The following is a 16,644-nucleotide window of genomic DNA, read 5'->3' on the forward strand; positions in this document are numbered from 1 at the left end:
TGCCGATTGCGGCGAGGACAAGCATATCGTAAAAACGCCGTAAAATCATCCCTGATGGCTCGAGCCGCGCCATCCTTGGCGCGGACGCTTTACTCTTCTGCCTGTCCTCACCGTTTTAGGTCGAGTCATCGGTGTTTGTCAGCAGTGTGAAAGCTGCCCTGATCAGGGGGCAGCTTTTTGTTTTTTGACTCGCGGCTAATGATTATTCAGTGGCCGGCTCGTCATGCTTTTTTTCTTTCGGCTCAGGATTCATCGCGCTGTAAATGACGGGCAGAACCAGTAAGGTCAGCACGGTGGCGAAGCCCAGACCGAACATGATGACCACCGCCATACTTTGGAAGAAAGCATCGCTCAGCAGCGGTGCTAACCCCAGCACGGTGGTGAATGCGGTTAACATGATCGGCCGCAAACGTGCGGTAGAGGCATCGATAATCGCCTCGCGCAGCGGTTTTTCTTTGCGCTGTAGGCCAATCTCTTCCACCAGCACGATACCGTTACGGATCAGCATCCCACTTAGACTGAGCAGCCCCAGCAAGGCCATAAAGCCAAACGGAATGCCCGTCAGCAAGAAGCCGAAGGTCACACCGATTAATGCCAGAGGAACGGTCAACCAAATCGCCAGCGCGTTACGTACTGAGCTGAACATCAAGACCGTCACCACAAACATAATCAGGAACGCGATAGGCAAACTGATGAAAATGCCGCGCTGCGCTTCTCGAGTACTTTCGAAGTCACCGCCCCAATCAAGCTCATAGCCTCGTGGCAGTTGAATGGCTTCGATCCCCGGTTTGATACGCTGTAATAGCTCGGAAGATGTTTCGCCGCCTTGTTGCGTCGGATCCGTCTGTACTGTCAGTGTGCGCTTACGATCTAAACGCATAATCAGCGGATCTTCCCACTCGGTTTCAAAGCTGGTGACCACGTTGTCGATCGGGATAAAGGCTTGCCGCGCCTGACTCCATACCATCACATCATTGAGTCGCTCGGCGTTGAGCCGCTCTGCATCAGGTGTACGCAGGACAATCGGCATCAGGCGGGTTCCATCACGGTATAGCCCCACCGGTAAGCCGCCAAAACTCATGCGTAATGTGCCATCAACCTCGCGTTTATCGACACCGAGTTCACGGCCCAGATAGTCGGAGAATTGCGGCCGGATCATCTTGCTACGATCCTGCCAGTCATGCCTTGCCCCATCCGCCATCGGATCAGCAATGACGACCTTCTCCGCTTGTGCCGCTAAGGTTCGCAAGACATCAGGATCGGGCCCAATGAAACGCGCTTCGATAGAACTGTTGTTGGATGGCCCAAACATGATGCGTTTGATCTGCGCGTCTACCTGCGGGTATTCATCATGCATGTAGGACTCGATTTCATTCACCAAGCCCGGTATTTGGTCTAGCTGCTCGGTACGAACCATTATCTGCGCGTAGTTCGGATAGTGCCGCTGGGCGTTATAGGTCAGCATAAAACGCATCGCACCCTGACCAATGGTCGCCATGGTGTCTTCTACGCCTTTTTGCTGCTTGATATATTGCTCAACTTTATTGGCGATACCTTCCGTATAGCCGATATCAGTGCCATTCGGTAGCCAAATATCCACGAAGAAAATTGGCGTGTTCGACGGTGGGAAGAAGCTTTGTCGAACGTTGCCAAAACCAATCACCGAAGCCACAAGGAGCGCAGCCAGCAATACCAAAGTAATGCTGCGATGTTGCAGCAATTTATTCAGCACCACACGGTAGTAACGGAATAACCAGCCATCGTAAGGTTGCTTGGCGGGTTTGTCGGCGTCTTGCTTCGCGGGTTTCTGGCCTTGGAACGCCCATTTGGAGAACACTGGTGTCAGGGTCAGCGCCGTAATCCAGCTCAACATCAAGGAGATCAACAGCACTTGGAACAACGATTTACAATATTCGCCCGTCGCATCATTGGATAGACCAATGGGCGCGAAGGCAAGAATGGCGATGATCGTTGCGCCTAGCAGCGGCATCATGGAACGCTTCACGACATTGCCGATCGCCGTCGAGAGGCTTTCCCCCCGCTGGCGACCCACCACGACCCCTTCCACCACCACGATGGCGTTATCCACTAACATACTGAGCGCGATAATTAGCGCCCCAAGCGACACGCGCTGTAGCTCGATGTTGAGTAGCCACATAATCAGCAGTGTGCCGAGTACGTTAAGCGCCAGCGAGATGGCAATCACTACACCGCTGCGTACCCCCATGAAAATCAGCAGGGTGACGATAACAATCAACAATGCCAACAGGAAGTTGAGGATGAAGCCGTTTACTGCCCCTTCCACTTCATGAGATTGGTCATAGAACACATTGATATGCATGCCTGACGGGCGCTCACCTTCGAGCTGCGCCAATCGGGCTTTGATCGCATTACCGACATTGACCACGTTCACGTTCGGGGCAAATGAGATCCCAAGCGCCAGTGCAGGCTTGCCGTTAGCGCGATAGATATTGGTCGGCGAATGGCCAAAGCCTTGTGTCACCGTCGCGATATCACGCAGATAGACACTCTTCGGGCTACCCGGCTGGCTCACTAATAGGTTGCCGAGCTCTTGTACACTTTGGAATTCACCGGTTGGGTGCAGTCGGATCGACTCACTCCCCACCAGCAGTTGGCCTGCATCAGACACGACGTTCTGGCGAGCCAGTAGATCGGAGAGCTGCTGAGGCGTAATACCGGCGGCAGTCATTTGGGCGCGCGAAATTTCTACCTGAACTTCTTCCGGTAAAATCCCCACGATACCCACTTTGCCGACACCCGGAACAAGAACCAATTCACGGCGCAGCTGTTCAGCAAAATTACGCAAATCCTGATTGCTGTAGCCATCGCCCGTCAGCGAGAAGAAGAAACCGTAAACATCACCAAAGTCATCGTTGACCATGGGTATGCCGGCTCCCGGCGGTAACCGGACACTGTTATCGCCGATCTTCCGACGTAATTCATCCCAGATTTGCGGTAATTCATTGGCACCGTATTGCGCACGGATGTTAATGGTAATTTGGGATAAGCCCGCACTGGAAATAGAGGTCACATCATCCACATAAGACAGCTCTTGGATGGCATTTTCCAGCGGTAATGTGACTTCTTCCTCGACTTGTTGCGCCGATGCACCATCATAGCGAGTGACCACCACTGCCGTTTTAATGGTAAAAGCGGGGTCTTCTAACCTGCCTATATTGAGATAGGCAATAATACCGCCAATACCTAGCAACAGAATCGTTAGCCAGATACGGGTATTATTACTGATAAAGTTATCGAGCAGCTTCATTAGAGACCTCGCTCACGTACCCAAGCCCGTACTACTTGATTTGGACGAAGCTCACCCGTACCGGCCGCGACGATATGTTCGCCATCAGCCAGTCCTGAGGTCACTTGAATGCCGTTCTCGGTCAACTGACCCACTTGAACTTTGCGTTCTTCAACGTGCATCTGACCATCTTCATTTTTAATCACCCAGACCCGCGCATCATTTAACTGAGTGCTATCAGGGTTAAAGACCGCTTCGACAGGCACCACAATTGTCGGATGATCAGTCCCTGACAAGTTGCCGGAGTTGATTCTCACCCGACCACTGATACCCGAAAGCAATGGCATATCCGCAGGGCGCTCCATCGTCAAGGTAACTTGGAAGGTTTGTGAGGCAGAGGTGGTTGTGGTGGTGTGTTCTTTATATTCAGCCGTAAATTCACGCCCCGGTAAATGGTTGAGTATCACGGTTGGCTTATAGTTACGGTTGCTGATGTCCAGCGTAGTAAAGAGGCGTTCTGGCACACTGAACACCACATCTAAGGTATCCAGCGCACTCAATGTCGCCACCGCCTGACCGGGGGCCATCACCTGATGGTTACGCGCAGTCACATTGGCGATGATGCCATCAAAAGGTGCCGTGATGGTTGCATCACTCAGCTCTTTGCGCGCAATTTCTAGCGCGGCACGGGCAGATTCCATTTCAGCACGGCGGACATCGAGTTCGGCACGAGAAACCGCTCGCTGGCCTTGCAATGTATTGAAACGGTTGAATTGATCGCGGGCTAAGTTAAAGGTTGATTGGCGATCGCGAACCCGTAAATTCAGATCAGTGTCGTTCAATTGAGCGATCGTCTGGCCTTTTTTCACTCGCTCACCTTCACGCACCAATAGTTGTTGCAGCTGCCCACTGCGTTTGAAGGAGAGTTGGGTTTCATCGCCAGCTTGTAGCCGAGCAGGGAAATAACGCGTCCCATTTTGGCCACCATCTTCAACGGTAAATATTTTCACCGGGCGCACACTTTCGACAACTTCAGGGGGAGTTCTGTCGCAAGCCGCGAGCAGGAACGTTAATAGCAGAGTGACTACTGTGTTTATCTTCACTATAAGCTCTCGTTGAGTCAGATTTTAAATATTATTGCAGATTAGTTATCTCACACTTTTTTATCTGTTTTCTGGGCTAGATTAAGGACCTACCGACATTCTTATTCCCAAAGAAATGGGCGTGTGGGTAAAAAGGTCTCTCAGTGTGATTAATAATCCCCCGGTAAAATTCCCTGAAAGTAGATCAGCACAATTAGTACCAAAATGGGTAGCGTTATTTGTGTAAAAATTGAGATAAATTAACGAATAAATAGCCAATAGCGAAATAGCGTTCTTTTGCTACTCACTATCGGCTATTTTTTTAAGAGCAATGCCGTTAATCAAGCCTATCGATGCCCTAGCTCGGCCAGTAAAACTCTCCTACGGCTGCCAGGGCAAGGGCATTAATAATCGACGGCATCCCGAATAATCGGGCAAGTCATACAGTGGCCGCCCCCGCGTCCACGACCTAACTCACTCCCGACAATCTCAATCACTTCCACCCCTTCTTTACGTAACTGGGTGTTCGTTTTGGTATTCCGGTCATAAGCCAGTACGACACCCGGTGAGAGAGCGACCATATTATTACCGCTGTCCCACTGCTGACGTTCGGTATCGTAATCATTGCCTTCCGTCTCAACCACACGCAGTTTCTTCAGGTTCAATGCACCCGCGACCGCTTCAACAAAGGTGCCTTTATCGCGGCTTAATTTAATGCCGGTCGGGCCATTGTCTGGGCGCAGTGAGAAGGTTTGAATCTGGTTTACAATCGCTGGATACAGCGTCACGACATCACGATCGCAGAAAGTGAAGACGGTATCTAAGTGCATCGCGGCACGCAGTTTCGGCATCGCCGCAATCATGACGCGCTCGACCTGCCCTGCGCTATTTTTAAACAGTGATTGCGCTAACTGGGTGATCGCTTGGTGAGAGGTTCGCTCACTCATGCCAATTAACACCGTTTTATTGCCGATTGGCATCACATCGCCGCCTTCCAGCGTGGCGGTGCCGTGGTGCTGTGTTGGGTCCCCCCACCACACTTTGACATTCGCATCGCCAAAATCAGGGTGGAATTTATAGATGGCCGTGGTCAGGATGGTTTCTTCATGGCGAGCAGGCCAATACAGTGGGTTCAGTGTGACACCACCGTAGATCCAGCAAGTGGTATCACGGGTATAGAGTGTATTAGGCAGTGGCGGCAACAAGTATTCAGTGATGCCAACTGCTTCGCGGATGAGTTTCAGCTCTTCTTTGTCGCATTTGCCGTCTTTATGCAGTTCAGTGGTTGAGAGGCCACCAATCAGCACTTCCGCTAAGAGACGCGGTTCCAAACTTTCCAGATAGCTACGGGTTTCTTGCAAGATACCCAGTGACACTTCATTGGGAACAATTTGCTGATCCAAAATCCACTTTTTCGCCGCCGGTATCGCCACCGTCTCCGCCAGCAGATTATGCATTTCAACCACATCTACGCCGCGTTCACGCATTTTGGTCATAAAGTCGAAGTGGTCGCGCTTCGCTCTTTCGACCCACAGCACATCATCAAATAATAATTCATCACAATTACTCGGGGTCAGGCGGTTATGGGCGCGACCAGGGGCGCAAACCATCACTTTATGTAATTGCCCCACTTCAGAGTGAACACCAAACTTGGTTTTGGCGTGAGCTTTCTTAGCTTTATCTGACATAAGAACTCCAATAAATTATATGGTGATAATTCCGGTGGCAATGCTATAAATCGCAGCAACCGCAGCCACAATCAGAACGATAAACAGGATTCTTTCGTAGTTATTAAAGGCTTTTTGATGCTGTTCACGTTTGGCAATCAGATACAAAATGGTGCCTGGGCCGTAAATAATGGCCGATAGCAACAAGTACTTCATGCCACCTGCGTAAATCATGAGTGCAGAGTAGAAAGTCGCGATCAGGGCGAAAATTAAATCTTTTCTATGACCACGTTTATCTGTTTCATAACTCTCACCGGTCCATGCCAGTTTCAACCCATAAGCGCCCACTAATAGATAGGGAATCAAGGTCAGTGAACTGGTTAATTCCAATGCCAGTTGGAAAGCATAATCGGTAAACAATGTCAGAATTAAGAACACTTGGATAAAGATGTTGGTCAGCCAAACGGCAGCGGAAGGAACCGCATTGCTATTTTCCGTCCCAAACACTTTAGGCATGCTTTTACTCTTAGCGGCAGAGAACAAGACTTCTGCGGCTAACAGTGACCATGATAAGTAAGCGCCTAATACCGAGATAATCAGACCAATACTGATGAAGATCGCACCCCAACGGCCAACTATCGCTTCAAGCACTCCAGCCATTGATGGTTGACGTAATGCCGCTAAATCAGGACGCAACAACACGCCGTAAGACAACATGGTGATCAGCACTAACAAGCACAGCACACCAATGAAGCCCAGAACAGTGGCAATACCGACATGGCTACGCTCTTTGGCGTAACGCGAATAAACACTCGCCCCTTCAATCCCTAAGAAGACAAAGACGGTGACCAGCATGGTGCTACGGACTTGAGAGAATAAAGATTCAGGCTCGACAACCGGTGCCATCACCGCGGCAGCATGACCGACATAGCCGTAATCATTCAGGTGGGATAAATCAACGCTCTTCACCACATCGGGTGTGCCCCAGAAGTTCAGTGCAAACACATCACCTTTAAAGGCAAAGATCAGAACGATGACAAAAATGAAAATAGGAATGATTTTTGCGAAGGTGGCAATGGTATTAATCGCTGCTGCTTCTTTTACACCTCGCAATATCAGAATATGGAATCCCCATAAAATCACGGAGGCCACTAATACCGCTGGGATCGTGTTACCGTCACCAAATATAGGGAAGAATGCCCCTAATGTTGATTTGATAAGCACAAAGTAAGAGACGTTACCAATACAGGTCCCCGCCCAAAAACCTAATGCCGAGGCAAAACCAAGATAATCGCCGAAGCCTTCCTTTGCGTAAATGAAAACACCGGAATCAAGGTTAGGTTTACGCTGCGCTAATGTTTGGAAAACAAACGCGAGCATTAACATACCGCCCCCAGCGATACACCAGGCAATGAGTGCGCCAAACCCACCTGTTGCTCGCCCGAAGGTTGCCGGTAATGAAAATATACCTGCCCCGATCATTGACCCGACCACTAATGAGGTTAGGGCCGGTAAAGATAATTTATTCGCTGATGAATTGGCCATGATGTTCTCAGTGACGTTGGATAAATTACGTTAAGTGTAAATTCTGTTTACCCTACAAACAGATTCGCCCAGTCCCACTTATCGATATAAATACATATTTATCATAGCTACCTTTATGACTATTTGCGTAGTGGCGGAAAAATAGACCAAAGTAGATAAAATGTAAATTATTACAAAAAATTACCCCATACTTTAGCAGTACTTAATAGTGACCAAATTCACCGCTTTATGTATTCACTAAACCGCTGATGGGCCTAATTCTCTACATTAAGGCGATTCCTATTACCTATCTGTCTGTTTTCTTAAAGGTAAAATTTTAAGACAATTCTTGTCTATTTATTTATCTAATACATTAAGGGAATGAGATGATCTCTGTGTTCTTGCCCTCAATAAATCCTTTGAATAATCATAGCTTCCAATTTGTTGGCATTTAATAGTGAAAGTAACGAGGGGGCTTAGTTTTAATATCGCGATTTGTATTACACATACACGCCATAAAAAACGGCCCCGATTAGGGGCCGTTGCTTCGTCCGTTCTCTTTACAATCAATATTCGAACTATTCGTTTAAGCGCTTATTCAAAAGTGGTCGGCGGCCAGTCACTGAATAGCCCGCTAAAATTGCGACGAAGATCATAAATAGATGACCTTCAGATGAATCCAACAAGAATGAGTTAAAGAAATTGCAGGCCATATAGCTGGTCAATACTGCCAGTAATACATTGCGTAACAGCGGTGTTTGTTGCCAAATAACACGGTAACAACAGGCAATCCATGCCAAGAAGATCAACAAACCCACCACACCTGAATGAACTGTTTCGATCAGATACTCATTGTGTGGGTTATTAATGGAATAATTAGTCGCTGGATTTCCATAATAAAAACCGCCCGCGCCATGGCCTAAAATCGGGGCTTCCTTAATCAGGCGGCTTGCCTCAATAGCAAAAGCCATACGCTGCCCCATAGAAGAGCTGCACGCCTTGTAAACATCGTCTGATGGTGCGTCGATACAGACGTTGATTTCATTGACACCCAGCATCATACGGTCAGTGGCCTTATTCGGAATAACGATTAAAGCCGCGAACGCCAGTATCCCTAGCACCACTAAAACGATCCGTTGACGATTACCCAGTGAGAAGAATAGCCATACGCCTAGCCCCACCACCAGCGCCACATAACCGGTTCTCCCCAGTATCAGGAACAAGATACTGTAGCTGGCAGCCACCACCAACAGGCCATACCCCCAGCGTTTCCAGCCTTGACTGTTGAATGCCAACGCTAACCAGAGTAAGGCCGCCAATGCCATAAAGAAGTTTTGGGTGATTTGCAGTTTAAAGATGGTCGGGTTGGTGGGATCGATGCCACTCAACGGAATATGCAAAACGCCTACCATTAGCGTGCCAGCCAATATCACCGCATTGGCAATTAAGAAACCGGTACAAAATAGTTTGATCAACCGCGGCTGATTCACAAAGAACAGCGCCAGTGGCAGGATATAAAGAAGTTTCTTATATTTCCCAACCATATCAGGACCATAACTGTTGTCATGGAATAGCAGCGATAATGCCAGCAATGCAAACATGGCGGCGGGGAGATATACCAGTGGGCTGGTTAGGAATGACTTGATATCAATGGTTTTTCTGTTGATAACCAAACAGATAATAATCAACACCAATGAAATGTTCATCAGTTGGTTGTTCGTTGCGATACCAATACCTAGCAGGACGGCTGCAACACTGCTCAGCTTTTCACTGCGGCGATTGACCGGCATTTCCGGTATTAACGTTGTCATAATTCTCTCAACTCAGGCTGGTTGGGGAAAACAAAGTAATTGAAGGATTAGTGACCTTTAGCGACTCGCCAAGCATCAACTGCCTCTATCACCTCATTAACCGGAATAGCGTTCAAGTAACGATCCGTCGTGTCGGTGTCTATCTCGTTGGGATGCGGCAATGTACGGAAATGCCCGGCCCATAATAGGGTGTGTGGCGCCTGCCATGGATGCCATTGGTTAAGGTTGCTGGGGCCAAATAGCACCACTGCGGGAGTTTGTAAGGCTGCGGCCATGTGCATTGCGACTGAGTCGACACCAATAAATAGCTTCGCGTTGTCGATCAAAACCGCCAGTTCGGGTAGTGCCAATAGGCCAGATAGATTAATGACTTGTTCAGGCTGCGCGCATCCGGCAATGATTTCAGCAATATAGTCTAGTTCAGCCTGATCTTTGCCGCCGGTCAGCAACACTGTTTCACCTTGCTCAGTGAGATGGTTTATCAGTTGACTAAATGATTCACTGGCCCAAGTTTTGAATTTCCAGCGGGCAGAAGGTTGAATCAAGATGTAATCGCTGATGTTGCGTTGCTGGCATAGCTGTTTTACTCGTTCAATATCCTGCGGGCCATAGGACATGGTGACATCAGTGATGATGTCAGTCAGTTGTAATGGCTCGAGGATGTCGAGGTTATTGAGTACCGTATGCCGTTCAGCGGCATGGGGGATGTCGACGAGGGTGGAGTGACAATAGCGCCATAGCCAAGTGTCTCGTTTCGGGTAATGAAAACCGATACTGAAGCTCGGTTTTAGCAACCGGCAATAAGCCGCAGCTCGCCATTGATCGGATAAATTGAGGATCAGGTCGTAATGCTGGGCTTTTAATGCGTTAAACAGGGCTTTTTCGCCGCTGATTTGTGCTGCTAAGCCTGCATGTTTGAGGCCACGATCCACAATGAACGCATGATTGACAGTGGTGTTCTCACGCAGCATTTCCTGCGTTCCGCCGTAGAGCAGTACGTCTATTTTTGCCTGCGGGTAATTGGCTTTCAACGTGCTCAACAGTGGCGTGGTTAAGAGAACATCGCCGAAGTGGCGTAATTTAATGACCAAAATGCGCTGAATATTGCCTTTCTCCCGCAAAGCTGCTGGCAAGATATTGTGCTCTTGTGCAGGTGTCGGAGCGGGTTGCCCAGTAGGTGATTGAGTCATATTTGATGTATTCATCATGGGATGCGCCATCATCGGCAACGAAAGGGGGCAATAATGCTATATCAAGGATTTGTTAGATAGCAAACGTTTTAGCATCCACTCATCACCATGAGTGATAGCTATCTTTGTAAGATCGAGTGTAACCCGCGGTGAGGACAAACAGATCGTAAAGACGCCGTCAATACCTCCCTGTAGGCTCGAGCCGCGCCATCCCTAGCGCGGACGCTTTACTCTTTTGTCTACCCTCACCGCTCTGAATCGCGTTAACTGTCGACATAACCCAGTACGTGACGGTGATGAGCACTGCCCCGAAGCTCGAGCTGGCCAGTAAGATAGCCAAACAAGAGGAAATTGGCGTTATCGGCGCAGTCAGATTGAGTGCGGACAGCGCGCAAGAACCGGAGCGTACACGTAGTACGTGACTGTGATGAGCACTGCCCCGAAGCTCAAGCTGGCCAGTAAGATAGCCAATTTTAGAGCCCGGGGGCCTTCCACAACGACGTCGTCAACCCACTATCCACCAGCGACAGCTGATCAGTGTACACCGCTTGCCAGTTGGTTTTGGCGGCTTGATAGAGGGCTTTATGTTCTAGATTTGGGGTGTATTCACGCTCCCAACGGACCAGTTTTTCACCGGTGGTATCTAGTGCGTCGTAGAGACCGACCCCGACACCTGCGGCGATGGCACAACCTAGGGCGGTGGCTTCTTTCACTACGGGGACACGGACGGGAATGCCGGTGACATCGGCCAGAATCTGGCTCCATAGTTTGCCTTTTGAACCGCCACCAGCAAAGACCACTGAGTCAATTTTAACCCCAGAAAACGCAGCAATTTGTGCCAGATTACAGGCGGATACTATTGCGGCATTTTCTTCCAATGCACGGAATAAGGTTGCTTTGTTGCATTTCTCTGGGTCGAGGGAGAGGTTGATAAAGGAAGGTGCGGCGTGATACCAAGATTTAAAGCGCATCACATCGGAGAAGATAGGCATGACGCCATAAGCCCCTGCCGGTACGCGAGCGGCCATGTCTTCCAATAAACTGTAGGTATCAATACCCAGCCGCTGCGCCAACAGTTTTTCTTCCGCACAAAATGCATCACGGAACCAACGCATGGTCAGGCCGGTGAAGAAGCTAATGGATTCCGCTTGCACCATACCGGGAATGACATGGGGGTTTATCCGCGTGTTCATATTGGGGTCGATAATCGGTTGCGGCAAATTGACCACTTGCTGCCAGAAAGTGCCGCCCAAGACCGCCGTCTGCCCCGGTTGCACCACCCCTAGCCCTAAGCAGCCCAGCTGTACATCGCCACCGCCCATAACAACCGGTGTCCCCACCAGCAAGCCACACTCTTCGGCGGCTTGCGCGGTGACGTGGCCGAGCAGCGTTCCAGTCTCTTTCACAGGCGATAAGATGTCGGCGCGTAACCCTGCCATATCCAGCAAACTGGGTTGCCAGTCGCGGGTGACTAAATCCAGCATGCCGGTGGTGCCTGCATTGGAGGGATCGACCGCTAACTCGCCGCTGAGCATATTGGCTAGCCAGTCACTTATCATGGTCAGTGTGCCTGCCTGACGATAAATATCGGGGCGGTTATGTGCCAACCACAGCAAACGCGGCATCGCACTCAACGCCAGTGTTTGGCCGGAGCACTGATAAACCTCAAATTCAAAACCGTTATCATGCAGCTCTTTTAACTCGCTGACTTCATGACTGGCGCGGGCGTCCACATTGGCACAAGCCCAAATAGGTTTGCCGCTGCGGTCATAAAGCACGATACCTTCGCGCATGGAGCAGGCCGCAACGGCACGGATCGCGCTGGCGGGTAATCCCGCTTGGTGCAGTGCCTGACGGATACACTGGCACGTCAGTTTCCAGTTGGTGGTTAAATCAAACTCCATCGACCCCGGTACATCAGGCACAGGTAAATGCAGCCACTCAGCCTGTCCGGCGGCAATTTGATTACCGTTAAGATCAAATATCACCGCCCGAACACTGCCGGTGCCCGCATCCAGCGCCATGAGATACTCACTCGATGGCGTGGTCGTAGAGAATTGACTCATTTGCGCGATCCCCTGTTTTATATGAATTTATGAATAAAACTGTCCTCTACTGCCATAAAAAAATCGTGTAAAAATGGCTGAAAAGCCTGTGGCGTGTTTGCCGTTATTATTGCCATGGTCGCCGCCAGATAACGTGCGGCGACATCTCAAACGGCACATTCATCGCCCATTAAATCAATTTGATGATCGCCCGAGCTGTCTGCTCATCCGTCACGAGGGCATTGACATATTTCCCTTTCAGCGCCGCAACAATAGCGTCAGATTTCTCGACTCCACCGGCGACACCAATCACTGTCGGGATGTTGGCTAAGTCAGCCAATGAAATACCGATCAATTCTTGATGTATCTGCATCTCTGCCGCTAACGCACCATCGGCTTGCATAAAGTAGCCGAGGATATCGCCAACTGCGCCTTTACGGCTGAACATCAGTTGTTCACCTTCACTGATATAACCAGAGCGTAAAATGGTGGCTTCTCTTTGCTGATTCACTGAGCCAATCCCAACCACCGCGACATCGGCCGCACAGGCTGCCAACATCACATCGCGGACACTGCTTTCTTGGCGGAAGGTATCCGCGACTTTGGCGCTGGATGCCCGTAATGGCGCGGGAATGATGCTAACCTGACAGGCAGCATCTAACTGGCCAATGCCGGTCATATAAGAGCCAACACCGCCTGAAAGTGTCACCAGTCGAACCTGCTGTGAGGCAATAAAACCACTCAGGTGCTGCAAGGCGCACATGGTGGTTTCGCCAAAGCCGACCGCCAGTAGTTGTTGGGGTTGTATCAGTGCCATCAATAAATGCGCAGCACCAATTCCCAACCGGCTACTGATGCTGAGATCAGCCAAAGAAGGCAAGATGCGGATATGTTTAAGGCCAAAATGCTGTTGTAGTTGGTTTTCCAACTCCAAACACCCTTCGTAGCGTGAATTGATTTGGACGCGGATAACGCCTGATTGACGGCCTTTCTCCAGCAATCTGGACACCTTCAATCGGGTCAGCCCCAGCAGTTCGCCTATATCCCCTTGTGTTAAGCCATCGTGATAATAAAACCACGCAATGCGAGCGAGCAGTTCCTCTTCACTCATGCTATTACCCGGATATTTGTATTCATCGTTGGACGACATGGGTTTTTCTTTTACGGCCACTAGTGCTTTCTCTTTCATCATTGCTCTTTGCGATTTCGACTCAGATAACGACGTCATGAATGTTAAATCTGGATTGATAACTACGCTAACAGCTTAGCCAACACATTTGAACATATTTTAATTTAAATTTTTTTATTCACGGAAATGTGATCTTGATTACGCCATAAAAGGGAATATGCGGCTATCTTTTTTGAACACTTTTAATTTTAAATTATTTTTGTTCATCCGGGAGCTGCTCATGCCGCACACTATCACCCCTCCGCCACCGCTGCTCCAAGTACGGGGTATCAGTAAGCAGTTTTCCGGCGTTGTGGTATTGAAAAGTATCGATTTTACCCTGCAACCGGGTCAGGTACATGCTCTGCTGGGAGGGAATGGCGCGGGTAAGTCAACGTTGATGAAGATCATCGCAGGCGTGCTTCCACCCGATAGTGGCACGTTAGAAATCAATGGTGAGCCTTGCCTCAATCTCACGCCAGCCAAAGCACATCAATTAGGCATTTATCTGGTTCCACAAGAACCGATGCTGTTCGCCAATCTATCGGTGCAGGAAAATATTCTGTTCCGTTTACCTAAGCACCAAGCAGATAAAAAGAAAATGGTGCAGTTACTGAATGATTTAGGCTGTCATTTAGATCTTTCGGTCAGCGCCGGTTCGCTGGATGTGGCCGACCAACAGTTAGTTGAGATCATGCGCGGCTTGATGCGTGACTCGCGGATTTTAATTCTGGATGAACCGACTGCTTCGCTAACACCAGCGGAAACTCACCGGCTATTTAGCCAAATCAGAACGTTATTACAACAAGGCGTCGGCGTCGTTTTTATCTCTCACAAACTGCCTGAAATTCGCCAACTGGCCGATTGGGTCAGCGTGATGCGCGATGGCGGCATTGCACTGAGCGGAGCAACGGCGGATTTCTCAACCGATACGATTATTCAGGCCATTACACCGCAAGCCAAAAATAGCGAGTTATCCGATACCCAAAAACTTTGGCTGGAATTACCGGGTAATCGGCGTTCTCAAGCCCGCGCGCAATCGGATCTGCCGGTTATCCAAGTCACCGACCTCAGTGGCGAAGGCTTTGCCCACCTCTCTTTTGAGGTGCACGCCGGTGAAATTCTCGGGCTAGCTGGGGTGGTGGGTGCCGGAAGAACTGAGCTGGCTGAAACGCTGTATGGCTTGCGCCCCGCCAGCGGCGGCAGTGTCTGGCTGGAAGATGTTGATATCACCACCATGAAAACTATCGATCGCTTAGCAGCAGGGTTGGTTTATCTGCCAGAAGACCGGCAAGCCTCTGGCCTCTATTTGGATGCTCCGCTGAGCTGGAATGTCTGCTCGCTCACCCAAAGCGGCCAGGGAATATGGACGCATCCGGCGCAGGAAGCCGCCATTTTGGAGCGTTATCGCCGTGCGCTAAACATTAAATTCAACCATCTGGAACAACCCGTGCGCACCTTATCGGGCGGTAACCAGCAAAAACTGCTGATTGCCAAATGCCTAGAAGCTAACCCCTTGCTATTGATTATTGATGAGCCAACTCGTGGGGTGGATGTCGCTGCCCGCAGTGATATTTATCAGTTAATCCGCAGCATTGCTGAACAACATGTGGCGATCATTTTTATCTCTTCCGATCTAGAGGAAGTGGTGCAAATGGTGGATCGCGTCTTGGTGATGCATCAGGGGGAAATCAGCGGTGCGCTAGAGGGGCCCGCGATGAATGTCGACACCATTATGCATCTGGCCTTTGGTGAACATGGTTCTGCCGATGAAGAAAACGCTGTCGATGAAAATGAGGGTGCATCATGTTGAAATTTATCCAAAATAACCGTGAAGCCACCGCGTTACTGGCCATCCTTGCCTTATTCGCGTTACTCGGTGTGATTGATAGTAATTACTTCAGCATGCAAACCTTCACCATGATTTTCAGTAGTGCGCAAATTCTGATCTTGCTGGCGATCGGGGCCACTATGGTGATGCTCACCCGCAATATTGATGTGTCCGTTGGCTCCATCACTGGCCTGTGTGCGGTAACGGTCGGTATGGCACTTAACGCCGGTTTCGGGTTGGCACTCTCTTGCTTGTTTGCTCTGCTGGTCGGTATGGGGGCGGGCTTCTTTAACGGGATTCTGGTCACTTGGCTGCGCATTCCCGCCATCGTCGCCACATTGGGGACGTTGGGGCTCTATCGCGGCCTGATGCTGCTACTCACCGGTGGTAAATGGATTGAAGGGCTGCCGGCGGATCTCAAAAGTTTATCCACGCCTATCCTGTTTTCGATCTCCCCTATTGGTTGGCTCATTATGTTGCTGATCCTTGCCATGGCTTGGCTGCTGGGTAAAACAGCGTTTGGCCGCAGCTTCTATGCCACTGGCGACAACTTACAAGGCGCACGCCAACTGGGGATTCGCACCGACAGTATCCGCATTCTTGCGTTCTCCATGAATGGCGTCATGGCCGCATTAGCCGGGATCGTTTTCGCCTCACAAATTGGCTTTATCCCCAATCAAACCGGTAACGGGCTGGAAATGAAAGCCATCGCGGCCTGCGTACTGGGTGGGATCAGCTTGCTCGGCGGTACCGGTAGCATCATCGGGGCCATTCTCGGGGCTTATCTCTTAACCCAAATTGATAGTGTGCTCGTGCTGCTGCGCCTGCCCGCTTGGTGGAATGACTTTATCGCCGGTTTGGTGTTGCTCGGTGTGCTGGTCTTCGATGGCCGCTTGCGCTGCGCGGTGGAGCGCAATATTCGGCAACAAAAATACGCTCGTTTTAATGCTCGGCCAGCCGTGAAGGAAAAGGATAAAGAAAAAGATAAAAAAAAGGCCAATACCGTACCCAATAGATTTCACGATACAGGGCGGCGGCAAACGAGCTCATCCCGATGA

11 protein-coding genes are annotated in these 16,644 nt (G+C 49.9%); 3 read left to right on the forward strand and 8 right to left on the reverse strand.

The features are described from left to right. Window positions 1–202 precede the first annotated feature (202 nt). The 6 genes from DA391_RS19365 to rfaQ form a co-directional block, all read right to left on the reverse strand. The gene (locus tag DA391_RS19365; RefSeq protein WP_050080807.1) at window positions 203–3,289 is read right to left on the reverse strand and encodes an efflux RND transporter permease subunit; all 3,087 of its coding nucleotides are present in this window, start codon (window positions 3,287–3,289) and stop codon (window positions 203–205) included. Beyond that, on the reverse strand, window positions 3,289–4,371 hold the full coding sequence (locus DA391_RS19370) for an efflux RND transporter periplasmic adaptor subunit (RefSeq protein ID WP_050080808.1): 1,083 nt from the start codon (window positions 4,369–4,371) through the stop codon (window positions 3,289–3,291). Before DA391_RS19370 ends, DA391_RS19365 begins: the two co-directional genes overlap by 1 nt. A gap of 383 nt (window positions 4,372–4,754) precedes the next feature. After that, on the reverse strand, window positions 4,755–6,038 hold the full coding sequence (arcA, locus tag DA391_RS19375) for an arginine deiminase (RefSeq protein WP_019211205.1): 1,284 nt from the start codon (window positions 6,036–6,038) through the stop codon (window positions 4,755–4,757). A 15-nt stretch (window positions 6,039–6,053) separates the two neighbouring features. Beyond that, window positions 6,054–7,562: an amino acid permease gene (locus DA391_RS19380; RefSeq protein ID WP_019211206.1), complete on the reverse strand. Its 1,509-nt coding sequence runs from the start codon at window positions 7,560–7,562 to the stop codon at window positions 6,054–6,056. A gap of 557 nt (window positions 7,563–8,119) precedes the next feature. After that, entirely contained in the window at window positions 8,120–9,352 is a 1,233-nt protein-coding gene (locus DA391_RS19385) for an O-antigen ligase family protein (protein WP_050080809.1), read from the reverse strand. Window positions 9,353–9,399: 47 nt separating this feature from the next. Further along, window positions 9,400–10,560 carry a putative lipopolysaccharide heptosyltransferase III gene (rfaQ, locus tag DA391_RS19390; RefSeq protein ID WP_108088083.1) on the reverse strand — a complete coding sequence of 387 codons (1,161 nt, stop codon included), beginning with the start codon at window positions 10,558–10,560 and terminating at the stop codon, window positions 9,400–9,402. 278 nt (window positions 10,561–10,838) lie between these two features. On the opposite strand from rfaQ, the gene DA391_RS24620 reads away from it, so the two are divergent. Then, entirely contained in the window at window positions 10,839–10,964 is a 126-nt protein-coding gene (locus DA391_RS24620) for a hypothetical protein (RefSeq protein ID WP_261370729.1), read from the forward strand. 51 nt (window positions 10,965–11,015) lie between these two features. On the opposite strand, the gene lsrK is transcribed toward DA391_RS24620, so the two are convergent. Both lsrK and lsrR read right to left on the reverse strand, forming a co-directional pair. Further along, on the reverse strand, window positions 11,016–12,608 hold the full coding sequence (lsrK, locus tag DA391_RS19395) for an autoinducer-2 kinase (RefSeq protein WP_019211209.1): 1,593 nt from the start codon (window positions 12,606–12,608) through the stop codon (window positions 11,016–11,018). 169 nt (window positions 12,609–12,777) lie between these two features. Next, the gene (gene lsrR, locus DA391_RS19400; RefSeq protein WP_167398186.1) at window positions 12,778–13,779 is read right to left on the reverse strand and encodes a transcriptional regulator LsrR; all 1,002 of its coding nucleotides are present in this window, start codon (window positions 13,777–13,779) and stop codon (window positions 12,778–12,780) included. A 217-nt stretch (window positions 13,780–13,996) separates the two neighbouring features. On the opposite strand from lsrR, the gene lsrA reads away from it, so the two are divergent. Then, window positions 13,997–15,568, forward strand: coding sequence for an autoinducer 2 ABC transporter ATP-binding protein LsrA (gene lsrA, locus DA391_RS19405; RefSeq protein WP_050286221.1), 1,572 nt, complete (start codon window positions 13,997–13,999; stop codon window positions 15,566–15,568). Beyond that, window positions 15,562–16,644, forward strand: coding sequence for an autoinducer 2 ABC transporter permease LsrC (lsrC, locus tag DA391_RS19410; protein ID WP_050080812.1), 1,083 nt, complete (start codon window positions 15,562–15,564; stop codon window positions 16,642–16,644). Before lsrA ends, lsrC begins: the two co-directional genes overlap by 7 nt.

It is taken from the genome of Yersinia massiliensis (assembly GCF_003048255.1).
In the GTDB taxonomy this organism is placed as follows: domain Bacteria; phylum Pseudomonadota; class Gammaproteobacteria; order Enterobacterales; family Enterobacteriaceae; genus Yersinia; species Yersinia massiliensis_A.